Origin of the sequence: Corynebacterium sp. (genome assembly GCF_030826625.1) — a bacterium.
Classification (GTDB): domain Bacteria; phylum Actinomycetota; class Actinomycetes; order Mycobacteriales; family Mycobacteriaceae; genus Corynebacterium.
The window spans coordinates 1,192-26,313 of sequence record NZ_JAPJNQ010000025.1; the positions used below are offsets into that span (position 1 = coordinate 1,192).

A 25,122-nucleotide genomic window follows, 5' to 3' on the forward strand; every position below is an offset into this window, starting at 1 on the left:
GTGCTATGGACGTCTTCAACTCGCTGCCGTTACCACGGACTCCGTCGCACATCAGCGCGGCAACAGCAGGGGAAACAGCGCAGCATGAAAGTCACACCCTTACAGTTTCCTGTGAAAGGCGCACCACTATTGCGGTTACCCGTGCAGTATATTATCAGCGTATTTCGATTCTGTCGCCTCGTGGGGGTGGATTTTTCATTTAAGTTTTCTAGCTGCACGAATCGCGAATCTTTTGCAGACGGAAACACTTATCGGTTCTCCGTGGCGAACGATCACCGGATTCTTCGTAATCGCAAGAAAGCATCGCTCGAGACACCCCGCATACCAGGCAGTATCAGGCAACCCTTAACGACGCACTAGCCAACGAAAGTGACTTTCGAGGTGACGATCGCCCAAACTTCTGTTCCCAGAGTCAATACCAGCACAACCACAACTGTCACAAACAAAGAAAGAGTGTGATAAAAGTCTAAGTCTCGAATCGCGAATAAGACGAATACGAGAACCACAATCTTTAGTAACCAAGTTCCCAACACCACAGCCATGGTGTTTGCCGGAGTACTTTGCGAGGTCAATAGAACACTCACTGCAGTCAGCAATACAAAACTTCCACCAATAGCGGCACCGAGCAATACGCCCGAGAGTCCTGGTAATCCTGCCACTGCACCCCAGACAACGAGCGAAGCAACCGTGGCAATAAGCAGCGCCCGACTACCAAGCTTCAGTCCGCGCTTGAGCGGCAAAGTATGGTCTTCGTACGGGGAAACAGCTCCAGCCCCTGCGCCTGTCTCCGGCCCCTCGTGAAGAGAAGAATCGTTCGTGTTTGTCATCATAAATCCTTGTTTAATACCTATGTATACGAGCTATTACTCAAATTATCAGCGGTTGCGAGACGCCTGCCCTGCGGACAGTATGACCTCAGAAGGGAGGACGATTGGCGACGAATCTCAAAGGCGGTTGCGTTCTACCAATTTTTCCCGCCCGCAACGGAATCATCGTGACAAACCCCGCCGCAGTTAAAGCTGAAATCGTTCCTGTGATCGCAAGCCAAGATGGCACTACCGAAAAACTCACTGCGCCAAATGCCACAACAGCCACCCAAAGATACAGCACCAAGACTGTCCGTCGATGGGTATGCCCCAGGGATAATAGCCGGTGATGAATATGCTGCTTGTCCGCAGCCATCGGCGATTGTCCGCGAGCAAGCCGACGCACAACGGCAAGAATCAGATCCAGTACGGGAACAAAAATTGCTGCCAGCACCACAATAAACGGCGAAATAAGCGCGACAATATCTGCAGTGCCATATAACGCCATATTAATTTTCCCGCTGGCCGAAGTTGCTGCTGCAGCCAACAAAGTCCCAATGAGCATGGATCCGGAATCCCCCATGAAAATCCGTGAGGGTTCAAAATTATGCGGCAAAAACCCTGCACAAATGCCGACCAAGCCAGCGGCGATGATTGCTGGTGGGTAGGCTGACACTGCTCCACCTTGGTCGTAAAGCACCGTCAGCGAAAAGACTAGGATTGCACCACCAGCAATCATTCCGAGCCCAGCCGCTAAACCATCGAGACCATCAACAAAATTGATGGCGTTAATCAGCGTGACCGTAAACAATACAGTCAAGATCAGAGACTGGACTTGATCCAATACCACCGTCGTGCCATCACCAATAGGCAGGAACAGCAGCGTCCATGTCAAACCCAACAAACTCATAAGACAAGCGGCAACAACCTGGCCAACCAGTTTCACGACTGCACTCAGCTCAAACAAATCATCCAAGACACCAACCAGAACGATTGCGAATGCAGACCACAGCACCGCCGTCATTTCCGGGGTTACAGGCATGAATCCGCGGTTCAAGGCTGGTAGCTGCGTCGCTAAAGCCATGGCAATCAAAAACCCGCTGAACATCGCCACACCGCCGAGCCTCGGTGTTGGTTGGGTATGCACGTCGCGGGCTCGAATCTCAGCGATCCTGCCGGAGCGGATCATCAGGTTGCGCACTGCGCCAGTAACCAAAAAGGTCACGACAGCAGCTACTAACAGCACCAGACCAAGTTCCCGAAGTGGAATGCCCGCCGCTCCCATTAGCTACTCTTTCTACGCAGATCCTCCGCCGACAGCTCGAGAACCTCTGCTATTTGTTCTGTGCTGATAGCGCCTTCGCGTAAAACGACCGGGTTCGGCCCAGAAAGATCAACGATGGTCGATGCCTGCCCTACGGGGCTTTCACCGTCATCGAGATAGACCTTGACGCTGCGCCCTAGCTGACGCTCGGCCTCAGTGACTGTGGTCGGAGACGTCTGGCCCGAGATATTCGCGGATGATACCGCCATTGGACCGACTTCGCGCAACAGCTCGATCGCAATCGGGTGTAGTGGCATGCGCAGCATCACAGTGCCGCGAGTATCGCCCAAGTCCCAAGGAAGGGACGGCGCCTGCGGAACAATCAACGATAAGCCACCAGGCCAAAAGGCCTCGATTAGCGTTTTCGTTTGCTCTGGGAATTCCCGCACGAGCCCCTGCACTGTTGCCCAGGAACCAACCAACACGGCAATCGGCATATCGCGACCGCGGTGTTTCGCAGCGAGTAACTGCGCCACCGCTTGGTTATCAAATGCGTTGCATCCTATGCCATACAAAGTATCGGTTGGCATGACGACCAACTCACCGTCACGCACAGCGCTGACGGCGGCACGCAGCCCGGCTTCTCGCTGGTTGCGATCTTCGCAGGAATATGTCGTGCTCATCGCCGTTATCTACTCCTCGTTGGTCTCATTTTGCATCAACGTTATCCGTTATATACATCGCTTGCTCAGTTTACGCTTTTGGTTGCGGTCACAAACCGATCTCGTCCCGTGAGATCAGCGAGCGGTGCGATTTTTTCTAGCTTCGATTGCGCGCGCAGCACTTCTTGGACCTGCTGCGAAGTCGTGTCATCATGTTCGATGCCTACCACCCCACCGCGGCGCAACAAGCGCGCTACCAGCGGTGCAAGGTGATCAATCACATCCATCCCCGTCTCGCCAGCAAAAACGGCGCTGTCTGGATCCGCATAGACTTCGGGGCTCAAACTCTCATCGCGCGGAACATACGGCGGATTCGACACAATCAGATCGATTCGGCCGTCGAATTCTGCGAGAAAATTCGCCTCACACACATCACCGTGGCGCAGTTCGTAGGAAATACCAGAACGCTTCTGCAGTTGAGTACGATTTTTCTCCGCCCATTCCATCGCTTCAGGGGAATATTCCACCCCAATAACCTGCACATTCGGAACTTCATGAGCGATAAAAGCAGCCAATGCGCCAGTACCGGTACACAAATCTAGTACCAGCGGCGAATCTCCAGTGCGCTGTGCACCTATGCCAGCATTTTTAAGCTTGTCGACGGCCCATTGCGCGAGCACTTCTGTTTCCGGGCGCGGAATAAAAACACCTGGCCCCACCAATAACTCCAGTGGGCCAAACGGCGCCGAGCCTATGATGTGTTGCAGCGGTTGCCTGCGTTCACGACGAGCAATCGCCTCGGCAAGTCCGAGTGGGGCTGGCTCGCGCAAATGCATGAACACCTCTGTGGACGCAACATCGAGAAAATGTGCGGCTAGCAGGCGCGCCTCCCCGGCGGCATTCGAGATCCCAGCAGCAGCGAATCGCTGCGTGGCATCTTGAATTACCTCATGAAGGATCTTCGCCGTAGCTCCGGTCGATGGAACTGAGCTCACCGCGAACTATTTCGCCTCGAGGCGTTCGGCACGTTCCTGATCCTGCAAAGCTTTGATCAGATCGTGCATGTCACCGTTGAGCACGCTGTCTAAGTTGCTGGCCTTATAACCGATACGGTGGTCCGCAATCCGGTTTTCTGGCCAGTTGTAGGTACGAATACGTTCGGAACGATCCATAGAACGGACCTGGGATGCACGCTGCTCACCGGCTTCAGCGTCTGCTTTTTCCCGCTCAATCTGGTCAAGACGAGCCTGCAAGACTTGCATGGCGCGTGCTTTGTTCTGAATCTGGGAGCGCTCCTGCTGGCAGGTCACCACCAAGCCCGTCGGCAAGTGAGTGATACGCACCGCAGAGTCGGTGGTGTTAACTCCCTGGCCGCCTTTACCCGAGGAACGGTAAACGTCGATACGCAGATCTTTTTCATTGATATCGACGGATTCCACCTCATCAGGCTCGGGGTAGACCAGCACACCAGCGGCAGAGGTCTGAATGCGGCCCTGAGATTCTGTCACCGGCACGCGCTGCACACGGTGAACGCCGCCTTCGTATTTGAAGAACGCCCACGCGCCATCGCGACCTGGGGTTTTCGCACGGAAGGAGATCGTCATATCCTTCACTCCACCCAAGTCGGATTCGTTTAGGGCCAAGACGTTCCACGCGAATCCAGCTTTATCAGCGAAGCGCTCATACATGCGCGCCAGATCAGCGGCGAACAACGCAGCTTCTTCTCCACCCGCGCCTGCTTTGATCTCCATGATGATGTCTTCGGAATCCTGCGGATCACGCGGAGCAAGCAAGTCAGCGAGTTTTTCTTGTAGCTGTTCGACTTTTTCCGCGAGTTCTTCCGCCTCCGCTTGAAAATCATGATCCTCATAGGCCATTTCACGCGCGGCTTCGAGGTCATCCTGCGCCGCGGTGAGCTCTTCGTACGTGATCATGATTGGCCGCAACTCGGCGTAGCGCTTCGAGAGCTTGCCGAATTGTGCTTGGTCCCCAGCGATCGACGGATCCGCCATCTGGGCTTCAATGCCCTGATATTCGGAGACGACATCGTCGACAAGCGATACCTCATTAGCCATGGATTATTCCTCTTCTTCAAGTGCCGCTGCCATCGGGGCAGACGATGCAACCTGCATCAAGAATTCGCCGTTCGATTTAGTCTTCCGCAACTGCTTGATCAGCAAATCGATCGCCTGGTGTGAATCCAATGCAGACAGAATTCGGCGTAGCTTCGTCATGATGCGGGCTTCTTCCGGTACCAACAGTAGTTCGTCCTTACGGGTACCCGATGGGTTGACATCGACGGCTGGGAATACACGGCGTTCGGAGATACCACGATCCAGCTTGAGCTCAGCATTGCCGGTGCCCTTGAACTCCTCGAAGATCACAGTATCGCCGGTCGAACCGGTCTCCACCATGGCGGTGGCGATGATCGTCAGCGAACCGCCGTTTTCGATATTGCGGGCGGCACCCAAGAAACGCTTCGGTGGATACAGCGCGTTCGAGTCCACACCACCCGACAGGATTCGGCCCGATGCTGGCGAGGAATTGTTGTAGGCGCGACCCAAACGAGTAATCGAATCCAGCAAGACGACGACATCTTGGCCCTGCTCGACCAACCGCTTCGCACGCTCAATAGCCAGCTCAGCGACAGCGGTGTGCTCTGACGGTGGGCGGTCAAAAGTCGAGGCTATGACCTCGCCGTTGACGCTACGCTGCATATCCGTGACTTCTTCGGGGCGCTCGTCGACAAGCACGACCATCAAGTAGCACTCAGGGTTGTTCGTCGAGATCGCATTCGCGATATTTTGCAAGATCGTGGTCTTACCCGCCTTAGGCGGCGAGACAATCAACGCACGCTGACCTTTACCAATCGGCATAATCAAATCGATCACGCGGGTAGTCAAGATCTTCGGGTCGGTTTCCAGACGCAGACGCTTATTTGGGTACAGCGGGGTCAGCTTGCTGAACTGCGGACGCTGCTTAGCTTCTTCCGGGTGCAGTCCGTTGACCGTTTCAACGAATACCATCTGGTTGTATTTCTTGCGGTTGCGACCCTTCCCGTGAGATTGCCCACCGCCGGTCATTTTCACCTTTCCGGTGAGGTAATCGCCGGTACGCAAGTGGAAACGACGAACCAAGTTGGTGTTGACGAAAACGTCTAACGAACTTGGACGATAACCGGTGGTACGCAAGAACGCTGCGTTGCCGTCAACGACCTCAAGGATGCCAGCTACTTCTTGGAGGCCATTATTGCGGTCGTTATTACGATTCTCGTTATTGCGATCATCCTGGTTGCGGCTATCGTCACCGCGGTTATCCCGGTTATCGCGGTTGTTGTCACCGTGGTTGCTGCGGTTGCCATCGTTATTATTGTCACGGTTGCTATCACGGTGACGGTTACCGCGCTCAGCACGGTCACCGCGTTCATCATGATCATCCCGGTCATCGCTTGGGATATCGTTGTTGCGGTTCTGGTTGTTCTCGGTTAAACGACGCACCCGGCGCCCACGACGCCCACGACGGGAGTTCCCGTCACCGCTTTTACGGTGCTCAACCTGCTGGTTTTCAGCACCATTCGGGTCTTGTTGATGATCACTGACGCCAGCAGTCTGTGCAGCCTCAACAGCGGCAGTTTCCTGGTCAGCCCTTTCGGCACCAGCGGTGGTGTTCTCAGTTCGGTGCGATTGTGCGGAACCATCCCGGCGCGCGGGTTTCTGATTATTGTGGCCGCCTCCGTCGTTATGATTTGCCCGTGCTTTTGCACGAATGCGCCGTGCACGACGAGCAGCTGCGGGTGACGGGTTGTCGTTGTCATCGTGGGAGTGTTGTTGCTCATTGCCCGAAGTGGCGTCACCAGCATGCTCGTTGCCCACAGAAACTTGCTCTGTAGTCACATTGCCCGCAGGCACGTCTCCTGCCGCCGCGATAGCTTCATGTGCATTCAACTCTGCAGCCTGGCGTGCTTGCATTTCAGATTTTTTCTTCCGAGGAAGCGGCTTTTCGGTGGATTTACGTGGCACCTTGCCTGTCTCGATGGCCATGATCAGCTCACCTTTGCGCAGTGCGGTGATACTCTTCAACCCTTTTTCAAGAGCAAGCGCCCGGAGTTCAGGCAACTTCATGGAATACAGATCTGGGTTGTCCGTTGTGCTCACGGATGTCCTTTCGCGTCGATGTTCTCGCGTAATTGGGGTGGCCACCGAAGATTCGGCTGGCCGAGGCTCTACAACCGGCTGTGCTAGAAGAAGCAGATTTTACGGAAAATTGCAGGATTGCTGCAGGACAGTTCCGACATCCAACGTTCCACACGCAGCGCGGTGATTGTAGATGAAAGTGAAAACCACATTCCAAAATCTTGCAGATCTTCCCCGTTTGGGCTCATGCCATGGTGGTTCCGTTGGCCCCGGTAAGCGACAGCACGTCGATGAGCAACGCCAACGTCGAAAAGCACCATTGTGGCACGGGTTTTCGCAAGATTTTGAAATAACCGTGTAGGCGGCAAAAGCGCCTGCCTACCGATTTCAGAGACTAGTGTAGCGCACATCAATCCCATTCCCCACTTGGGGTTGTTGTGTCGTTGACCATAACGTGTGACGAACAGACGGCTAGACTTGGATTTATGCTCTCAACGATGCAGGATCTGCCGTTGTCTGTGTCCAGGATTTTGGAATATGGACGAACCGCGCACGCTAGCACGAAGGTCACGACTTGGTCACCCGAAGGCCCATCAGAAACCACTTTCAGTGCGATCGCCTCCCGCGCATCGGCGTTCGCGAATGTGCTGCACGACAAGCTCGGCATTACTGGCGACCAACGCGTGGGATCCCTGCTCAACAACTGTGCAGAGCATTTAGAAGTCATGTTCGGCGTGATGTCGATGGGCGCTGTCTTCGCACCGCTCAACAAGCAACTGATGCTCGATCAACTCACACACATCGTTAACCACAGCCATACCGAGATTTTGGTGGTTGATCCCCGAATGCTCGACCAGGTTCGCGATATCACCAGCCAGACGCCTTGCGTCCGGGCGGTCGCTTTCATTGGCTTACCAACGGCTTCCGAGCTCGCAGAATACTCGCAAATTTTGCCAGACCACATTGAGGTTCATTCTTATGAAGCTCTCCTCGATGGCCAGCCAACCTCGTATGACTGGCCCGAAGTGGACGAACGAGAGGCCACGGCTTTGTGCTACTCGACGGGCACGACTGGCGCGCCGAAAGGCGTGGTGTATTCGCACCGCGCGATTTATCTCGCCGCGCTGCAATTACGCACGACGGATTCTATTGCCGTCACTCACGGCGAGTCTTTCCTTTGTGGGATTCCGATTTATCACGTGTTGTGCTGGTCGGTTCCCTTCGCTGCTTTTTTGTCAGGCGCGCCGTTAGTTTTGCCCGATGCTGATACCTCTGCACCAACTCTGGCAAAGATTATCCAAGCGACTCATCCTCGCCGAGCCAATGGCGTGCCCTCATTGTGGATCCAGCTCATTGTTCACTATCTCAAGCACCCACCAGAGCGGATGTCATTGGTCGAGATTTTCGCAGGCGGTTCGCCTGCCCCACCGGCGTTGATCAAAGTTTGGGAAGAACACTATGGCGTCGATGTGGTTCACGTATGGGGCATGGCAGAAACGACCAGTGTCGGCACAGTTTCGCGCCCACCATCTGGCGCCTCGGGCGAAACTCGCTGGGGTTATCGCATCTCGCAGGGGCGTTTCCCGTCGATGTTGCAGTATCGTGTCGTGAACGATGGCGAGATTGTTCCGAATACCGACCGCAATGAGGGCGAGATTCAGGTACGCGGCAATTTGGTCACAGGTTCGTATTTCCACTCTGCAGCTGAAGCTACGACTGGTAACGCAGCGGAATTTCGTGGTCAGGATGTCTCTGATGACATCGATGCGGCCCGCAATAAGTTTACTGACGACGGCTGGTTGCGCACCGGTGATGTAGGTTCCATCACCCAAGACGGGTTCTTAACGGTTTCGGATCGTGCCCGCGATGTGATTCATTCCGGTGGCGAATGGATTTATTCAGTTGGTCTGGAAAACCTGGTCATGGCATCGGAGAAAGTTGTGGAGTGCGCGGTGATCGGTTATCCCAACGAAAAATGGAATGAACGTCCTTTGGCCGTTGCCGTCCTGCACGCCGATATTCCGCGTGATGAATCCACTGCCCGTGAGTTACGCGACTATCTCCGCGAATCTTTACCCAACTGGATGACTCCAGAGTACTGGGCGTTCGTGGATTCGATCGATAAGACCTCCGTCGGCAAGTTTGATAAAAAAGACCTGCGCGAACATTTGAAGGCTGGACGTTTGGAGGTCATTACGCTGCCGGGGCCAGGCGAACGCGGCAACGATGACAACGGTCCGCAGTCCGATTAGGGTACCCAATCCAATCATGATTGCAAGCCTGACCATGACATTTACCACTTGTCGAAACGTTGTCAGGACTATGGCAAGTCACTAAAATAGGTTCTAATATGTCCACCACTGTAATGTTGCCGAACCCTGCCACGCCATCGAATTCCCCTGACTCCGGGGAGCACAAAGTTGCGGCTGATTTACCTGCAGCCAACGTCGATGGCACTCGTCGGCTGCTTGATCGCTATGGGCGGGTTGCGCAAGATTTGCGCGTGAGCCTGACTGATAAATGCAACCTTCGCTGCACCTATTGCATGCCGGCCGAAGGTTTAGAATGGATGCACAATTCCGCGGTGCTTTCCGACGATGAGGTTGTGCGCTTGGTACGCATCGCCGTAGAAAAGCTGGGAATTCGTAAGCTGCGCTTTACCGGTGGTGAGCCCTTGCTACGAAAATCGCTGGCCAGCATCATTGAGCGAAGCAAAGCTCTGAGGACGGATACCGGCGAGGCCCCTGAAATTGCTCTGACTACCAACGGGCTGGGTTTGGATAAACGCGTAGAAAGCCTGGCTGCGGTCGGCCTGGATCGCATAAACATCTCACTCGATACCATTGACCGGGAAAAATACACTGCCCTGACCCGGCGTGACCGATTGGCCCACGTGCTGCGTTCGATCGATAAATGCGCGCAAGTCGGGCTTGATCCGATAAAAATAAACGCCTTGGTGATGAAGGGCGTCAACGAGGACGATGTGGTTGACCTGGCTGCTTATGCCTTGGATAAAGGGGCCCAGCTTCGGTTCATTGAGCAGATGCCGCTGGGTCCACGTGAGGCCTGGTCGCGGCAAGACATGATCACGGCAGATGAGATTTTGCAGAAGCTGCAAGCGGCGTTTGTGATGACTCCGGCCAAGCAACCACGGGGTTCTGCCCCGGCAGCACTGTGGGATGTCTGGGACGATGCCGAGCGCAGCGTGCAGCGTGGCAAGCTGGGCATTATCAGCTCGGTTTCGTATCCTTTTTGCGGCGACTGCGATCGCACTCGCCTAACTGCTGATGGCGCGATCCGCACCTGCCTGTTCAGTAATAGTGAGACGCAATTGCGCAATCACCTGCGTCAGGGCGCTAGCGATGATGAGATCGCCAAGATTTGGGCAGGCGCAATGTGGGAGAAGCTTCCTGGCCACGGCATTAATGACGAGGGCTTTTTGCAACCTGCTCGAACCATGTCGGCTATCGGTGGCTAGTAGTGCTGACGGAATTAATACGGACCCGATAAGAACTGACAACATGAATCCTTGTTCCCCAGTCACGGTGGCGCAACACCTTGCTCGTGTGCGCGCTCTGGTAGCACCAACTTCACCAGAATGGCTTGCTGTCCACGATGCACCGGGCCATTCTTTGGCACAGAAAGTGCACGCCGAAGCTGCTATCCCAGCTTTTAATAACTCTTCGATGGATGGTTTCGTCGTCCACGATTCCGATTTGCCGGGTTCGGGCCCGTGGACGCTACCGGTGGTCGGTGAAGTTCCCGCTGGCGCCAAGCCACAAGATTTCGCTGCCGGTGGCACGCTGCGAATCATGACTGGTGCCCCAATTAGCGGTGATCCTTCCCGGGTTCGAGTCATTCCCACGGAACTTACCGATGCGCAGGTGGGACCGTCGCAGGTACCGAAAACCGTGACGATTCATTCGATTCCCGAAAAACGGCATATCCGTCTGCGTGGAGAGGTGGTCGCGCCCGGTGGCGAGATCATGCCTGCATCCACGCTTGTCGACGCTGGTTGCCTAGCGTTTTTGCTCAACGCCGGAATTTCCCGCGTTCCGGTGTATCGCACGCCACGGGTAGCGGTAATTTCTTCTGGTGATGAATTAGTCTCTGCCGAGAACAGCCCAGCAACAGATACTGCTTACCGTATTGCGGATTCCAACGGACCGATGATCACGCGCTTGCTCGAAGAGCACGGGCCAGTCCACGTTGAACGTTTTCACGTCGGCGATGGCGTTGCTGCCTTACAGGATTTACTCGACGACGTTACGACCCGTGCCGAACAGCCCGTTGACCTGGTGGTTACCACGGGTGGCATCTCTCAAGGGGCGTTTGACGTCGTCAAGGCAGCCGTAACGCAATCACCGAATGCCGATCTCTGGTTCGGTAATGCCGCCCAACGCCCCGGTTCCCCGCAAGGCGCGGGCCACTGGAATCGCGTCGCGATGGTGACCTTACCCGGCAATCCGGTCGCGGCCTATGTCTCTGCGATGATCTATGTGCTTGCTTGCCTGCGTATTTTGCAGGGCCGCGTGACGTCGCCGCCCGAGTTGCATGGCCATGCATCTGCCGACAACGACCCTGGCTCCTGGTGGCCACACCGAGTTCTAGAGTTGCCACGGCACCCAGGGCTAGCCCGACCACGGAAGGGCAAAACTCAATTGGTTCCCGTACGTTTGGAACCAGCCCCACAGACTGGACAATCCCCCGGGCTACAGGCTGCGCCGACACGGGTGGGTAAGCTCGGTTCCCATTTCGTCAGCTCTTTGCTCGGCATCGACGCTCTCGCCGTGATCTCGCCTGAAGAAGACGATGCCGATCCAGCAACGGTACGTGTATTGGCTCTACGCTAATGCTGCTAATGCTACCGTGCCGCACTGAGTGTTGCCCGGTCTGCTAATTTGCTCACTCGATTTGAATAAACACGCACTACAACGATCAAAGAAAACAACAAACCTAGAAAGCCTTCAACAATGAAACAGCCACCACATCTCGATGCCTCAGGCAATGCCTATATGGTCGATGTCACGGAAAAAACGCCGACCATCCGCTCAGCGACCGCAGTCGCCTCCGTCGTGTGTTCACCCGATATCTTGGAAGCTCTGCGCGATGGCACCGTACCCAAAGGTGATGTCTTTGCAGTCGCCCGCATCAGCGGCATTTCTGCTGCCAAACGCGTTCCCGAACTGCTACCGCTAGCGCATACGATTGGTGTGCACGGCTGCGAAGTATCCCTCGAGCTTCGCGAGGATCATCTGCACATCACGGCGACTGTGCGCACTGCCGATCGCACTGGCGTCGAAATGGAAGCACTCACCGCAGTCAATGTTGCAGCACTCAACGTCATCGACATGGTAAAAGGCATCGACCGCAGCGCGTACATCACCAATTGCGCGATCATTCAGAAATCTGGCGGTCGTTCCGGAGACTGGTCCCGACCAGAACCGAACTAAAACGAAAACCAGGAAGCACTGCACTTTCTATGAACCACCCAGAAAACTCTCCCACTCAGAAGTTTCTTGTTGACGCCACACCCGACCGTGACAACCTCGCAGTCATGATCCTTGCTGGGGGACGCTCGCAGCGCATGGGTGGGATCGATAAATCCACGGTAAGCTTAAACGGCACTCGCTTGATCGACCATCTACTCACCGGAGTACAAGAGCTTGGGGTTGATCGCGACAATGTGGTGATCGTATCAACGAAAACCCTCGCTGAGGGTATTACACATACCGCGGAAAAACCCGCATTTGGCGGGCCGCTTGCCGGAATTTCCGCTGGTATTAGCGCACTTCCAGCAGCTGCTGGCCTTGTCGCAATTCTCAGCGTTGATGCACCAGATTCGTGGAAGCTAATGCCCGAGCTCAGCAATGCCCTTGCACGCAATGCTGAGCGTGACGCCGCCATCATCAAAGACAGCGCGGGAATCGCCAACCCCCTGTGCTCGGTCTGGAAGGTGTCGAAACTACGGCAATCCCTTGCAGAGATCGGCGATGCACACGATAAACCCGCACGTGCTCTAGTACGCCATTCCGATTGGGTTGGTGTCGACGGCACGGGCTGTGAAACTGATTACGACACGCTCGCAGAGCTCAAAGCTCGCGGCCAGGTGAAGCTCCCCGATGAGACTTCAGCGTAACAACTCTCCCTCGGGCACTACGGCATAGCCGTTTGACGCCGTTTGGGCTGCCTCAATCGGGCGAGCTAGCTAGTCCGTCTGCCGGGCAAGCCAGGCATCAATTCCACCACGCAAATTACCTAAATTTTCCACGCCTTCGGCCTGCAAGCGTTTGATCGCTTGGGTAGAGCGTTTACCTGCAGCACAATAAATGACCACCGGATGCTGCGCATCGTGGGCACGCACCGCAGAAATGAGTTGTGTAGTCGCCACAGTGCCGGAGCCGGAGCCGGCTGCACGATCTCCGTTATCACCAAGCGACGATAGCGGGATATTCACTGCTCCCGGGATCGCATATTCAGCGAATTCCTCTTGCTCTCGAACATCAATGACCAGGGCATCGTCTGGAATATCATCAACCGGTACCCCAGCGTCGACCAGCGATTCTGGTTCCTCACTGCTTTCGGCCTGAATCGGGCCGTGTTCCAACACTAACTCACGGGTGCTGCGTTTAGCCTGCACGGGAATGTACTCCCAACGGCCAGAGAGCGCATCAAAATAGCCTATACGGCCAGCCAATGGCGTACCGGTGCCAGTTAAAACCTTGATCGCTTCCAGCGCCATCGCCGAACCGACTGTGCCGACGACGGGACCAAGCACTCCTGCCTGAGCACACGAAGGAACCGAGCCAGCCGGTGGCGGTGTAGGAAAAACATCTTCATAGATTGGACCATCACCCAAACCAAAAACCGAGATTTGGGCATCGAAACCGAGAATCGAACCCCAGATGTGTGGGATACCGCTACGCAAAGCGGCCCACGAAATAAGGTACCGGGCCCCCAAGTTGTCCGTGCCATCGATGACTACATCAGCGGCACTAAAAATATCGCGCGCATGTTCACGGTCCAGATCAGCGTTGATAACGGCAACGGCGATATCTGGATTCAGAGCTTTGAGCGCCTGACGGGCCGATTCAGCCTTCGGGGTGCCGATTGAGTCAGTGCGGTGAATGATCTGCCGATGCAAATTCGACAGTGAGACTTCATCGCCGTCGATGATGGTCAGCGCACCAACTCCAGCTGCTGCTAGATACAGCAGCACCGGAGAACCAAGCCCGCCTGCGCCAACCACAACAACGTGCGAGCCAGCCAACTTTTCTTGCGCCTGACGCCCAAAACCACGCAAACTGAGCTGGCGTTGGTAGCGTGCCACTGACTGCGGAGAAAGTTCCATGCGTGGGGTTTCCTTCTAGATTAGCGCCTCACAGGCCACGCGGGCCCGTGATTGCTGCGATCCAATTTAATCCAAGCCGACCCACTGCGCCCTACCATCGCTAAGGAATTGTTCCTTCCAAATCGGTACGGTCGCTTTCACTCGTTCAGCGAGTTCAGCGCAGGCAGCAAAGGCTTCTTTTCGATGCGCGCTTGCAACAATCACGGCAAATGCGAGTTCGCCAATGCCGAGTTTGCCCGTGCGATGAGCTGCCCACACACGCACCTGCGGAAATTCTGCGGCAATTTCAGCAACCACGCGAGCCAATTCTTGTCGCGCTGAAGGGTGAGCGGTGTACAGCAATTCATCAACGGCCTGCCCACCGTCGTGGTTGCGGATGATTCCATCGAAAGTGACGACGGCACCTGCAGTGGCATCCGGCACCAAGCGGCTGGCTTCATCACGTAAGGGTTCCAACGGCTGATCCGTCAGCACGGTACCGATAACCCGATGATTCGCGGAAGGAAGATCGGAGGCGCTATTCGGGGCCTCCGCGCTCACCGAACCATTCAGTACCGAGCCGTCTGAAGCCGTGGTGTTGGGCCTTGTGCCTTCTGGGTTAGTCTGACTAGGAGTGGTGTTCGTCATGGTTTGGAAGTTGTTGTCCTTTCAATACGTTGACTGCGTGGACTAAAACGTCGTCAAGTATTTTTACACCATCGCGAACGCCTCCCGGTGAGCCTGGCATGGCCATCACGAAAGTTTTTCCGACGGTGCCAGCCAGTGCACGAGAAATCACGGCGGTGGGGGTCTTTGCTAAACCTTCAGCCCAGAACGCGTGTGCGATACCGGGGAGTTCACGATCAAGGTGCGGTTGCAGGGACTCGATGACGCGATCATCCGGGCTGATCCCGGTGCCCCCGGAGGTCAAGATGACATCAGGACGGTTCGGATCAGCGATAATCTCATCGATAACTGAGGAAATATCTTTGTCGGCTACGACTCGAGCTTCAGAGGTTGCGAAGCCTTTTGCACGTAAAAACTCCACGGCGATCGGCCCTGATTCGTCCGTATATACCCCTTGCGCGGCCCGAGTCGAAGACACCAGCACCACAGCCGTGCGGATTTCCTTTGTTGTGGATTCACTTGTTGTGGATTCACTAGGTGCCATGAATACTCTTCCTCCTACAGGATTTCATGGTTTCTACTGTAGAGGAATAAGCTCGGCAATTTTAGCCGGTGAACAATCCTGCTGCGCGTGACATCGTGTCCCAGAGACCAAAGGCAAGGCTAGCGCCAATGAAAATGCCTAAAATCAATGAGACAGCATTGTGCGCGAAACTCGAATTCCCCTTGGCTTTGCCGCTTTCGCGGGCCGCTTGCTCGGCATCATCGACGGCTTTGCGGTCCGCCGCTTCTTTTTCCTTCACTACTTCGGCAGCAACGTGATGTTTCTCATCAACTGGTTTAATGAGCAGGTTCGCAACAACACCGATCGCCAAGAGCCCGCACATCAAAAACAGGCTGGCACGGTACAAATCGGCACCCTCCTGACCTGCATCGGCCCGTGCTTCGACCAAGGTATTCACGATCAGTGGGCCTGCAATACCGGCAGCTGCCCAAGCAGTAAGCAAACGTCCGTGGATTGCGCCCACGTTGTAGACCCCGAAGAGATCTTTCAGGTAAGCCGGAACCGTCGAGAAGCCGCCGCCGTAGAAAGAAATGATGATCAACGTGGCGAGCACGAAAATCGCCAACGACGCCGACGAGAAGGACGCGACCACCAGGTATAGAGCCAAGCCCACGCCGAGGTAGAGGAAATAGGTGTTTTTGCGGCCAATCCAGTCGGAAACGGTCGACCAAACAAAACGACCGCCCATGTTCGCTAGTGAAAGCAAGCCGACGTATCCAGCCGCAGCACCCGCGGTGATTTCTGGGAAGTAATCTTGAGCCATCGGTGCGGCGTTTTCCAAAATGCCGATTCCCGCGGTGACATTGACGAATAACACGATCCAAAGCAGCCAAAATTGCGGCGTACGCACGGCAGTATTCGCAGAAACATTGCCCGCCGTTTTCATCTTCGAACCAGAGTTTTTGGCTGGATCATAGCCTTCCGGCTTCCAGTCTGGGTGTGGCAAACGAATCGCGTAGGAGCCCAGAGCGATAACCACCAGGTACAAGATCGCGAGTGTCAAGAAGGTGCCGTAGAGACCGTCGGCAAGCTCGGCAATTTCGGAGCCACCGCCGAATAACTCCATCAAGGTGTTCGAGGCCGGGCTAGCAATCAATGCACCGCCACCGAACCCCATGATCGCCATTCCCGTGGCCAATCCGGGCTTGTCGGGGAACCACTTCATCAGAGTCGATACCGGCGAAATATAGCCGATACCGAGACCAATGCCGCCGATCACACCGTAGCCCAAATACACCAGCCACAACTGAGCAGTTGCAAGCCCGAAGGTAGCAACAAAAAAGCCCACTACCCAGAACAATCCTGCAGCGGCCATGGAGGCACGCGGGCCGACTCGCTCAACCCAGTTACCGGCAATCGCCGAAGACAACCCGAGCATGCCGATCGCGAGGGAAAAAATCCATCCGACAGCAACTTCGCGGACGTCGAAAAATTCCATCAACGGAGCTTTAAAAACCGAGAACGCATAAACCTGACCAATAGACAGGTGAATGGCCAAGGCGGCCGGAGGAATCAACCACCTATTAAATTCTTTCGGTGCAATAATTCGGGTGCGGGAAAAGAAATTCGAAGGTGTCGGGGATGGTGCAGAGGATGCTACATCCGTTGCCATGATGGACTCTCCTTTTACTGGAAATAGTGGACCAAAATTCATGGCCTAAATCACATATCAAAATAGAATGCCACAATTCTAAACGACAACTCCCAGCGGAAACCAAAAAGGCGGGCTTATAATTTCAGCCTCCTGCTGCAAACCCCGATCTATAACCTATATGCCAACACACGTTTCCGTGCACTAATCATTTGCCCAGCAGGAATACGCAATAAAGCATCCGCAGCCACCGCCTGGTGCAACAAATGCGAGCCCGGCCCAGATACGACGTGCGCGCGGACATGACCACCAGAATATTCCAGCTTTCCGCGAACGAATTGATCTTTATCAGCTAATCCAGTCAGTGATTCCGTTGTGATCACCTCAATCGGTTCCGGCACCCGCCCCAACAGTGGTGCGACAAACAGGCGAAAGCTCACCAACGACGAAACCGGATTGCCTGGAAGACACACGCATGGCACACCATGAACAGTGCCATAGCCTTGCGGCCCGCCCGGCTGTTGCGTTACCGCGCCAAACCAGGCACCTGGCGAATCGGCAAGCAATTGTCGCACCACTTCATATTTTCCCTTGCTGATCCCGCCGGAGGTCACGACCACGTCCGGCCGATCACGTTCGATGGCCGCGCGTAGGCTCTCAGCGAGCTTGTCGACGTCATCGTCAATATGCACCCGGCCCACGACATCGATGCCGAATCGCTGCGCCTGGGCTGCCAGCATTGGATAATTAGCATCGGGGATGACTGCTGCACCATCTGCAGTATGGTTGCCGACCTTGGCAACCTCTGCCCCGCCAGTCGCGATGAGGATTCGCGCCCGCTTGTGAACGTCGACAGTCGGCACGCCTTGAAAAGCCAATGCCGCAATAACGGTTGGCGTAATCAATTCGCCAGCGTCGACGATAATATCGCCGGCAGCGCTGTCTACGCCCTGTTCGCGGACGAATTGCCCAGGCTGTGCAGCCTCAATCAAGCGGTACGAGGCCGCTACCTCGTGGTGCGTCACCTCAGAAGCTTCGGCGCCCGCGACAACTTCGGGGTCCGCAGAAACTTCGGAACCCGCAACACCAACACTGTCGACGGTCGGAAATTCTGGAGGCACGGCATCTTCGACTCGCACAATGGCAGCAGTGCCTTCCGGAACCTTCGCCCCCGTCATAATCGGCGCAATCGCTTCACCGCTCCCCTGTGGGTCGATACCATTAGGATAAACTTCGGCCGGATCTGTACCTGCGGGGATATCAGCGCTAACCCTAAACTCTGCAGGTAGACGATCCAGAGCAGCCTGACTTAACGCATAGCCGTCAACCTGGGAATTCGAAAACCTTGGGGAATCATATGGTGCTGCCACCGCCTGTGCGACCACGCGGTTAGATGCTTCCGCGACTGGGACTGTCTCAGTCATCGGCCAGGTGCCGAACTGCGAAAGATGGCCTGAAATATTCGCGAGGTGTTCTTCTGGCGAGGGCTTTTGGGAACGCCGGTTGTGCTGGGCCTGCTGTGATCGGTTGCTCATGGTTCTATTTAAGCACTGTTGTGCTACTAGAAACATGCCTGTGCAGTTTCGGCTTCGCAAAGCAGTAAGCAGGTGAAATTCCGTGTGCACGCGAGACGCCAGCCAATTGCATTGTTCGCGCCCTGCCAGGCAGAATAGTAAATATTATGTTGACTATTCACTATTTCTCCGCTGCCCGCGCAGCCGCCGGAGTTGCTGAAGAAACCATTGCTGAATCTAGCTTTTCTACGCTTGCAGATTTACTCAATTCGCGTGCAACGTTGCACACCGGAACCACTGATTCTGGGATGAGCCTGGCAGAGATTTTTCCCCGTTGCAGTTTTCTACTCGATGGTGCTGCGGCGGAGCCATCCGCGTCTCTCGATGGCGTACATCGCGTTGACGTGTTGCCACCATTCGCCGGTGGGTGATCAATTCGGTTTGTCGCAGCCGTTTATCACAGGGGTTTATCACGGCGGTTTATCACGGCCATTGTGACGTATAGCAGGCATGAATTACTAGGCTGTTGGCATGGCCGGATTTAACGCACACAGCGCGTCGCACGACTGTCAACCACCGGGCTCCAAGAAAACAAAAGCGAGCCCCGAGGAAGTCGCGACGAGCGTGTGGCTTGCCGACGTTATGGAGACTTTCGGCATCGATTCGCGCATTTTACGCTCTAACATTAAAGGGATTCTTGACCTCACCAGCAAGGTTGCCCACCAGCATTCACGACCCGCGGCGCCGGTGACCGCGTTTTTAGTTGGGCTGGCAGCCGGACAACGTGCATCGGGAGGCACCACAGAAGAGCTAAACCAAACCATTAAACACTGCCTGCGGCCGTTACTCGGTGAAGAATTCGTCAACGGCCACGCAGATAACCGTCGCGATGGCAATTCTGCACAATCTGAGAATTCTGCACCATCTGAGACAAGAACAGAGCTTAGGTAGGTTTCTGCATGGCACAACGACTCACCGCACGAACTCCGATTACACGTGTGTTCCGGCAGCCCGATGATGCGGCAGGCCCCGCGAAGTTCGAATTTTCGCAACGCGTGGATTCCGTAGCGGTCGAAGAACCGCTACAAATTCGTGTCGATGGCACAGACTTTGTGACAACGATGCGCACCCCAGGTCACGATTTCGAGCTGGTACACGGCCTGCTTTTTGCCGAAGGGATCATCACCGCAGCAGCAGACGTCGCCAGCATGAGGTATTGCGGCGGAGCGGTCGGTGACGACGGCTTCAACACTTACAACACGATTGATGTGGCGTTGGTGTCGAACTCGACAGGAGCTAGCTCGTCCGCCACTGCGACGCGTTTAGCCATGCGCACTGTCACGATGAACTCGGCCTGCGGGATCTGTGGCACTACTTCGATCGACGACGTAGAAAAGCGTAGAACCTACCCCATTACCCCGGTACGCCCCAGTGCAGAGTTCATCCTCGGCCTACCTGGATTACTGCACGGCGACCAAAAGGCATTTCGACGCACCGGCGGAATCCATGCAGCTGGCGCTGTCAACAGCGAGGGTGAACTTATTTTCGCACGCGAAGACGTCGGCCGTCATAATGCTGCGGACAAAGTGATCGGTGCGTTGTTAATGAACGATATGTTGCCAGCGAAGCAGATGTTTTTGGTGATGACCTCAAGAGCCAGTTTCGAACTAGTACAAAAAGCGATTCTCGCGGGATTCTCCGGACTCGTCGCTGTATCTGCCGCCACATCATTAGCGGTGAAGCTTGCACGTCAATCGGGATTTTTCCTCACCGGATTCACCCGCGACAACCGTATGAATTTATATAATGGAAACTTGGAGGACATCCCCCGGGAATGAAAATTTTCTGGGAACGATAACAAGAACGGCAAGGATTTTTACGTGAAGCCTATCTGTCTAGGCAGAGTTCACGTGCACAATAATCCCTGCAAACATTAGGGATAGGAGAATTCTCATGCTTCCTCGTAACCGTGCAACCACCATTCGTCGCATCGCGACCTGCGCTGTTGCTGCTGGTGCACTCACCCTGGCTGCCTGCCAGTCCGAAGGAGGTTCGTCAAGCGAAAGCTCTGCCGCGGACTCCACCGGAGCGACCGCAGAGGCCCAGGACGTTACCCTGTTCGCCGCAGCTTCGACCCGCGTTATCGGCGACGAGCTGGTAGAAGAGGCAAAGAAGCTCGACCCACCGGTCAATCTGACCATCAACAACGCTGGTTCGACGGACTTGGTCAACCAGATCAAAGAGGGCGCACCAGCCGACGTATTGCTGACTGCGAACAACAAGGCCATGGAGCAGGCTAAAGAAAACGGTGACGCAGAAGAATCCGAGCTCGTTGCTGGCAACACTTTGGTCATGGTAGTTCCTGCTGATAACCCAGCAAACATCAGCAGCATTGACGATCTAAACGAAGACACCACCCTGGTGATCTGCGATCCTTCCGTACCATGCGGCGATTTGACCGAGCAGCTGGCTGCAGAAAACGACCTGGAGCTGCACCCATCTTCCCTGGAGCACTCAGTTACCGACACGTTGGGCAAGGTGCTGTCTGGCCAGGCTGATGCAGCTTGGGTTTACAAGACCGACGCGGTTGCTGCCGGCGATGAAGTTGAGGTCATCGAGATTCCTAAATCCGACGAACACGTCAATGACTACCCAGCAGCCGTGCTGAAGAACGCTTCCAACGCCGAGGCAGCCAAGGCTGTTTTCGAGCTGCTGAAGAGCGACGCTATCCGCTCGGCTTGGGAAAAAGCAGGCTTCTTGCCAGCTGACAAGTAACAACTAAAGATTGAGAAAGTACCGCACTATGGCACAAGCTCATTCAACCGAATGGACACCACATCCGGTGCGACCGAATAATCCGTTCGCCGTCGTGCTGCTTGCGGCAATAGCCGTAGTGACGGTACTGGGCCCATTGCTGGCCCTCATCTTTCGTGTTCCCTGGGAACGTTTCGCCGAAGTCGTCACGCAGCCGTCCACGCTCGACGCGTTGCGCTTGTCTCTGACTTCGGCGTTTCTATCTACGCTCATCACCCTCGCGCTGGGAATTCCGCTATCACTGTGGCTTTTACAAAACAGTTCCGGAACCTGGTTCGTGCGCCTACTCGTCGTACTGCCCTTGGCTTTGCCACCGGTTGTCGGTGGTTTGGCGCTGACGGCCGCAATCGGGCGTAGATCTTATACTTCAGACATCCTTGGTGCTCTAGGCATCGATATCGCCTTTACTTTTAGCGGCGTGGTCGCCTCTCACGTTTTCATTACGCTGCCTTTCGTGATCGTGACGGCGGATTCCGCTCTTCGGCAAATCAATCGCGAAATTATCGACTCCGCGCTCAGCATTGGCATGAGCTACCGTCGGGTAATTTGGCGAGTTATCTTGCCTACGATCGTGCCGGCAGTAGGCACCGGTGCCGGGTTAGCATTCGCGCGTTCCTTGGGTGAATTTGGCACCACGCTCACGTTTGCAGGCTCTCTGCCTGGAGAGACTCGGACACTGCCGCTGGCCATTTACCTCAACCGTGAGGTCGATGCTGATGTCGCTTACGTGCAAGCTGCATTACTAATCTTTATCGCCATCATCGTGCTGTGCCTATCCTGCTTGCCTACAGTCTTAAAAAAGCGCCACAAACACCGCGTGAGCCGAAACGTCGGGTTGGATCGCCAACGTCTGAGCGAACTAACAGATGCGACAACAAATCCCGTTGCTCTGCGGGTTAATGGTTGTGATATTGCGTCCAGCCAGACAACTGCAGTCGTTGGTTCCAATGGTGCTGGCAAAACTACGCTGATGAAAGCAATTGCCGGCCGCTTGGGCGGAGCGGAAATCACCTTTTTTGCGCAGGATGGCAGCGAATATGACCAACAACCCAAGGTCATCATCCTCACGCAGAACCCTGCGCTTCCGCCTGCAGCCACGGTGTTGCAAGCTATCACCATGGCCACACGCAATACTGATCGTGCGCGAGCGCTGTTGGCCGCAGCCGGGCTCAGCGAACTCGAAAACGTGCCTGTACCAGCACTTTCAGGTGGACAGTCGCGCCAAGTCGCTATCGTCCGAGCGATTGCTGCTAGCCCCGAAGTACTGATCTTGGACGAACCGTTCGCCGGCTTAGACAGCTCGATCGCTGCGCAATGGAAAGCCTATTTTCGCTCTACCGCCAGCCAGCGCACCACGTTGCTCGTCACACACAACGGTCACGACATTGCTTCGCTTTCGAACAACATCATGTCAATCGCTGCCGGCCGAATTGTCTCGCACGGTGCAACCTCGTCACTCACCTCGGCACCCAGCACGAAGTTTTTGGCGACTACACTCGGCCTCAACGCGCTCGCCGGCAAGCTGATGTCGGATAAAACTACCGACCAAGAACATGACGGCTCTGCGAACAAAGTCTTAATCGACAGTGGCGAAATCACTCTCGCCGTAGATACCGCAAATTGTGCCGAAGCTGCAACGCTGCCTTCCGGCGAAATTGCCCAAGTTCTTGCTACCTGGTTGCCCTCTGACGCCTGGTTACGCAAGCATTCGTTCCAAGAAACACCGAATGTGCACAACGTTGCAGCGGATGCTCATAAACGTGACGGCCACAAACCTAACAACGCCAAACCGGATAACCGCAAACCGGACAACGAATGGCGCGGCAAAGTTATCGATATTTCGGTCCCGCACCCGACAGTCTGCGATGTCACCGTCGACACCGGTGGCGAGCATGTCGACATCACGTTGTCACCAGATAAGGCCACCGCAATCAATCTGCAGCTTGACGACGAAGTTATCTGGGGCATCGATCCGGCGAAGATTTCGGTCACTCAGCTTGCTGCCGTTGACAAGGCCGGTGACGCTAAAACGGCTGCTGACAAAACTGCTGATACCAAGGCATCAGCTGGCACAGTTTAGACAGCAACCTTCACGATAGCCAGCAATAAGGGCCTTCCCCTTGAGGAAGGCCGTTATTGCTCCGATCCACCGGACATGGTGTAGCGCATAGTGCTGTGGTGCCCGGCGGTTCTCTCTAGCAAGTTGCGGTTGTTTAAGCGTGGCTCACGCTAGTTTCTACCGGACCAGCTACGCCAAGTTCGACGACTTTCAGCCCCTGGTCACGGGCGTCGGCAAGCAAAGCTTCATCGACATCTTCAGTGTGCAGCACCATGATCGTCGGGCCGGCACCGGATAAATACGCCGCATAACCCCGGTTGCGCAAGCGATTGACCCATTCTGCGGTCACAGGCAAAACATCGGATCGATATGGCTGATGTAACCGGTCGCGGGTGCCTTCCCACAACAACTCTGGATGGTGCTGGATCGCGACAGTCATCACGGCAACACGAGAGACGTTAAAGGCAGCATCACCATGGGTAACGTGACTAGGAAGAACTCGGCGTACAGCCGCAGTGGAAGCGTGGAAATCCGGGACGATGGCGGTCGCCCGAATGTGCTCATTCACGTCGACACTGACTGCTTTGTATTCCGGAGCCGAACGGCCATCAACGGGCACCGTCATCCACGACACCGTCGCTCCACCCAGTACCGAAGCTGCGGCATTGTCCGGGTGACCTTCAAACGCTGAAGACAACTGCACCACCTGGTCAGCGGACAATGGATAACCCGCGAGTGCATTGGCCGCTGCAACACCAGCAACTGCCGAGGATGCAGACGAACCCAATCCGCGCGACTGCGGAATCGCATTGGTGCAGGTAACCCGCAATCCTGGCGCAGTCGCATCAGCTGCATTCAAGCCTGAGCGCAAGGCCTTGACCACCAAGTGCGAACCATCGCGTGGCAAATCGTCTTCGCCCTCACCATAGATCTCAATTTCCAGGCCAGACGCGGTGACCTCGACCTCAATAACGTCATAACTACCAAGAGCGAGGCCCAGCGTGTCATAGCCCGGCCCAAGGTTCGCCGACGACGCCGGAACACGGACGGTTGCTTTGGTGCCGATTTCTAGCTCGGTGCTCATCGTGAGTGCAACTTCCTTATACGTCGAGGCGGATTACGGAGTGAACTTTTTTGACGTCCGTAGACTGCTTAAGCGCTTCCACGGTATCGTGCAGCACCGCTTCTTTCGCGCTGTGCGTGACGACGATCAAACGAGCAACGCCGTCCTCATTTTCTTCCTGTCGCACTGTACGCAAGGAAATGCCCTGTTGTGCGAAGGTGGCGGACAGATCAGACAACACGCCCGCACGATCGACGACTTCCATGTCGATGTGATAACGCGTATTGACTTCTCCAAAGTCCGCGATCGGCAGGCTGGCGTACATGTTATCGCCGGGTGCACGGCCACCGTGGACCTTGTTACGGGAGGCGCCGACCACATCGCCCAAGACTGCAGAGGCGGTTGGGTCACCGCCAGCACCGTTGCCGTAGAACATCAAAGAACCTGCAGCTTCCGCTTCTACGAAAATCGCGTTATACGATTCGTTCACAGATGCTAATGGGTGGTCTTTAGCAACCAAGGTTGGGTGGACACGAGCATTCACCGCATCATTGCCCTGCTCGTCCGTAATCTTTTCGCAGATTCCCAACAGTTTAATGACGTAGCCGGCCTTGTCTGCGGCGGCGATATCCGCAGCGGTGATGTCCCGGATGCCTTCGCAGTGCACATCATCGAAGTTCACGCGAGTATAGCT

The 25,122-nt window shown here is 55.4% G+C and carries 23 protein-coding genes; 10 read left to right on the forward strand and 13 right to left on the reverse strand.

From position 1 onward, the window contains the following. Positions 1-356 precede the first annotated feature (356 nt). The 6 genes from RCH87_RS04625 to rho form a co-directional block, all read right to left on the reverse strand. On the reverse strand, positions 357-827 hold the full coding sequence (locus tag RCH87_RS04625) for a hypothetical protein (protein WP_306515582.1): 471 nt from the start codon (positions 825-827) through the stop codon (positions 357-359). Positions 828-915: 88 nt separating this feature from the next. Beyond that, positions 916-2,091, reverse strand: a complete 1,176-nt coding sequence (locus RCH87_RS04630) for an MraY family glycosyltransferase (protein WP_306515561.1) — start codon at positions 2,089-2,091, stop codon at positions 916-918. After that, positions 2,091-2,753 (reverse strand): L-threonylcarbamoyladenylate synthase, encoded by a 663-nt coding sequence (locus RCH87_RS04635; RefSeq protein WP_306515562.1) that lies wholly within the window; start codon positions 2,751-2,753, stop codon positions 2,091-2,093. Before RCH87_RS04635 ends, RCH87_RS04630 begins: the two co-directional genes overlap by 1 nt. Positions 2,754-2,818: 65 nt before the next feature. Beyond that, positions 2,819-3,727 (reverse strand): peptide chain release factor N(5)-glutamine methyltransferase, encoded by a 909-nt coding sequence (gene prmC, locus RCH87_RS04640; protein ID WP_306515563.1) that lies wholly within the window; start codon positions 3,725-3,727, stop codon positions 2,819-2,821. A gap of 6 nt (positions 3,728-3,733) precedes the next feature. After that, entirely contained in the window at positions 3,734-4,807 is a 1,074-nt protein-coding gene (gene prfA / locus RCH87_RS04645) for a peptide chain release factor 1 (protein ID WP_306515564.1), read from the reverse strand. A gap of 3 nt (positions 4,808-4,810) precedes the next feature. Further along, on the reverse strand, positions 4,811-6,886 hold the full coding sequence (gene rho, locus RCH87_RS04650) for a transcription termination factor Rho (RefSeq protein WP_306515565.1): 2,076 nt from the start codon (positions 6,884-6,886) through the stop codon (positions 4,811-4,813). Positions 6,887-7,350: 464 nt separating this feature from the next. Between rho and RCH87_RS04655 the strand changes: the two genes are divergently transcribed. From RCH87_RS04655 to RCH87_RS04675, 5 genes are all read left to right on the forward strand, one after another. Beyond that, positions 7,351-9,117, forward strand: coding sequence for a long-chain fatty-acid--CoA ligase (locus tag RCH87_RS04655; protein ID WP_306515566.1), 1,767 nt, complete (start codon positions 7,351-7,353; stop codon positions 9,115-9,117). 98 nt (positions 9,118-9,215) lie between these two features. Further along, positions 9,216-10,343: a GTP 3',8-cyclase MoaA gene (gene moaA / locus RCH87_RS04660; RefSeq protein WP_306515567.1), complete on the forward strand. Its 1,128-nt coding sequence runs from the start codon at positions 9,216-9,218 to the stop codon at positions 10,341-10,343. Between the two features lie 43 nt (positions 10,344-10,386). Beyond that, positions 10,387-11,718: a molybdopterin molybdotransferase MoeA gene (locus RCH87_RS04665; protein ID WP_306515568.1), complete on the forward strand. Its 1,332-nt coding sequence runs from the start codon at positions 10,387-10,389 to the stop codon at positions 11,716-11,718. 120 nt (positions 11,719-11,838) lie between these two features. Continuing rightward, entirely contained in the window at positions 11,839-12,318 is a 480-nt protein-coding gene (moaC, locus tag RCH87_RS04670) for a cyclic pyranopterin monophosphate synthase MoaC (RefSeq protein ID WP_306515569.1), read from the forward strand. 29 nt (positions 12,319-12,347) lie between these two features. After that, positions 12,348-13,004 carry a molybdenum cofactor guanylyltransferase gene (locus tag RCH87_RS04675; RefSeq protein ID WP_306515570.1) on the forward strand — a complete coding sequence of 219 codons (657 nt, stop codon included), beginning with the start codon at positions 12,348-12,350 and terminating at the stop codon, positions 13,002-13,004. A gap of 69 nt (positions 13,005-13,073) precedes the next feature. Here the strand turns inward: RCH87_RS04675 and RCH87_RS04680 are convergent, their stop codons facing one another. The 5 genes from RCH87_RS04680 to RCH87_RS04700 form a co-directional block, all read right to left on the reverse strand. Beyond that, positions 13,074-14,216, reverse strand: a complete 1,143-nt coding sequence (locus RCH87_RS04680; RefSeq protein WP_306515571.1) for a ThiF family adenylyltransferase — start codon at positions 14,214-14,216, stop codon at positions 13,074-13,076. A gap of 66 nt (positions 14,217-14,282) precedes the next feature. Continuing rightward, the gene (locus RCH87_RS04685; RefSeq protein ID WP_306515572.1) at positions 14,283-14,843 is read right to left on the reverse strand and encodes a molybdenum cofactor biosynthesis protein MoaE; all 561 of its coding nucleotides are present in this window, start codon (positions 14,841-14,843) and stop codon (positions 14,283-14,285) included. Further along, positions 14,824-15,366, reverse strand: a complete 543-nt coding sequence (locus RCH87_RS04690) for a MogA/MoaB family molybdenum cofactor biosynthesis protein (protein ID WP_306515573.1) — start codon at positions 15,364-15,366, stop codon at positions 14,824-14,826. Before RCH87_RS04690 ends, RCH87_RS04685 begins: the two co-directional genes overlap by 20 nt. A 61-nt stretch (positions 15,367-15,427) precedes the next feature. Further along, positions 15,428-16,999 (reverse strand): OFA family MFS transporter, encoded by a 1,572-nt coding sequence (locus RCH87_RS04695; protein WP_306515574.1) that lies wholly within the window; start codon positions 16,997-16,999, stop codon positions 15,428-15,430. A 149-nt stretch (positions 17,000-17,148) separates the two neighbouring features. Then, positions 17,149-18,513, reverse strand: a complete 1,365-nt coding sequence (locus RCH87_RS04700; RefSeq protein ID WP_306515575.1) for a molybdopterin molybdotransferase MoeA — start codon at positions 18,511-18,513, stop codon at positions 17,149-17,151. 149 nt (positions 18,514-18,662) lie between these two features. Between RCH87_RS04700 and RCH87_RS04705 the strand changes: the two genes are divergently transcribed. From RCH87_RS04705 to RCH87_RS04725, 5 genes are all read left to right on the forward strand, one after another. Then, entirely contained in the window at positions 18,663-18,923 is a 261-nt protein-coding gene (locus RCH87_RS04705; protein WP_306515583.1) for a MoaD/ThiS family protein, read from the forward strand. Between the two features lie 100 nt (positions 18,924-19,023). Next, positions 19,024-19,443, forward strand: a complete 420-nt coding sequence (locus RCH87_RS04710; RefSeq protein ID WP_306515576.1) for a DUF6457 domain-containing protein — start codon at positions 19,024-19,026, stop codon at positions 19,441-19,443. Positions 19,444-19,451: 8 nt separating this feature from the next. After that, positions 19,452-20,330, forward strand: a complete 879-nt coding sequence (gene fdhD / locus RCH87_RS04715; RefSeq protein ID WP_306515577.1) for a formate dehydrogenase accessory sulfurtransferase FdhD — start codon at positions 19,452-19,454, stop codon at positions 20,328-20,330. A gap of 115 nt (positions 20,331-20,445) precedes the next feature. Continuing rightward, positions 20,446-21,267: a molybdate ABC transporter substrate-binding protein gene (gene modA / locus RCH87_RS04720; RefSeq protein ID WP_306515578.1), complete on the forward strand. Its 822-nt coding sequence runs from the start codon at positions 20,446-20,448 to the stop codon at positions 21,265-21,267. Between the two features lie 28 nt (positions 21,268-21,295). Next, positions 21,296-23,386 (forward strand): ATP-binding cassette domain-containing protein, encoded by a 2,091-nt coding sequence (locus RCH87_RS04725; RefSeq protein WP_306515579.1) that lies wholly within the window; start codon positions 21,296-21,298, stop codon positions 23,384-23,386. Positions 23,387-23,519: 133 nt separating this feature from the next. On the opposite strand, the gene thrB is transcribed toward RCH87_RS04725, so the two are convergent. Both thrB and RCH87_RS04735 read right to left on the reverse strand, forming a co-directional pair. Then, entirely contained in the window at positions 23,520-24,449 is a 930-nt protein-coding gene (gene thrB, locus RCH87_RS04730) for a homoserine kinase (RefSeq protein WP_306515580.1), read from the reverse strand. 16 nt (positions 24,450-24,465) lie between these two features. Further along, on the reverse strand, positions 24,466-25,122 hold a 657-nt coding region (locus RCH87_RS04735; protein ID WP_306515581.1), incomplete at its 5' end, for a homoserine dehydrogenase.

Excerpts from the sequence above, each read along its gene's own strand:
- RCH87_RS04675 (WP_306515570.1), top strand. The coding sequence starts at position 12,348 with ATGAACCACCCAGAAAACTCTCCCACTCAGAAGTTTCTTGTTGACGCC.
- RCH87_RS04655 (WP_306515566.1), top strand. The coding sequence starts at position 7,351 with ATGCTCTCAACGATGCAGGATCTGCCGTTGTCTGTGTCCAGGATTTTG.
- modA (WP_306515578.1), top strand. The coding sequence starts at position 20,446 with ATGCTTCCTCGTAACCGTGCAACCACCATTCGTCGCATCGCGACCTGC.
- RCH87_RS04685 (WP_306515572.1), bottom strand. The coding sequence starts at position 14,843 with ATGACGAACACCACTCCTAGTCAGACTAACCCAGAAGGCACAAGGCCC.
- RCH87_RS04625 (WP_306515582.1), bottom strand. The coding sequence starts at position 827 with ATGACAAACACGAACGATTCTTCTCTTCACGAGGGGCCGGAGACAGGC.
- thrB (WP_306515580.1), bottom strand. The coding sequence starts at position 24,449 with ATGAGCACCGAGCTAGAAATCGGCACCAAAGCAACCGTCCGTGTTCCG.
- RCH87_RS04690 (WP_306515573.1), bottom strand. The coding sequence starts at position 15,366 with ATGGCACCTAGTGAATCCACAACAAGTGAATCCACAACAAAGGAAATC.
- prfA (WP_306515564.1), bottom strand. The coding sequence starts at position 4,807 with ATGGCTAATGAGGTATCGCTTGTCGACGATGTCGTCTCCGAATATCAG.
- moaA (WP_306515567.1), top strand. The coding sequence starts at position 9,216 with ATGTCCACCACTGTAATGTTGCCGAACCCTGCCACGCCATCGAATTCC.
- RCH87_RS04725 (WP_306515579.1), top strand. The coding sequence starts at position 21,296 with ATGGCACAAGCTCATTCAACCGAATGGACACCACATCCGGTGCGACCG.
- RCH87_RS04695 (WP_306515574.1), bottom strand. The coding sequence starts at position 16,999 with ATGGCAACGGATGTAGCATCCTCTGCACCATCCCCGACACCTTCGAAT.
- RCH87_RS04710 (WP_306515576.1), top strand. The coding sequence starts at position 19,024 with ATGGCCGGATTTAACGCACACAGCGCGTCGCACGACTGTCAACCACCG.
- RCH87_RS04700 (WP_306515575.1), bottom strand. The coding sequence starts at position 18,513 with ATGAGCAACCGATCACAGCAGGCCCAGCACAACCGGCGTTCCCAAAAG.
- RCH87_RS04680 (WP_306515571.1), bottom strand. The coding sequence starts at position 14,216 with ATGGAACTTTCTCCGCAGTCAGTGGCACGCTACCAACGCCAGCTCAGT.
- RCH87_RS04665 (WP_306515568.1), top strand. The coding sequence starts at position 10,387 with ATGAATCCTTGTTCCCCAGTCACGGTGGCGCAACACCTTGCTCGTGTG.
- moaC (WP_306515569.1), top strand. The coding sequence starts at position 11,839 with ATGAAACAGCCACCACATCTCGATGCCTCAGGCAATGCCTATATGGTC.
- RCH87_RS04630 (WP_306515561.1), bottom strand. The coding sequence starts at position 2,091 with ATGGGAGCGGCGGGCATTCCACTTCGGGAACTTGGTCTGGTGCTGTTA.
- RCH87_RS04635 (WP_306515562.1), bottom strand. The coding sequence starts at position 2,753 with ATGAGCACGACATATTCCTGCGAAGATCGCAACCAGCGAGAAGCCGGG.
- fdhD (WP_306515577.1), top strand. The coding sequence starts at position 19,452 with ATGGCACAACGACTCACCGCACGAACTCCGATTACACGTGTGTTCCGG.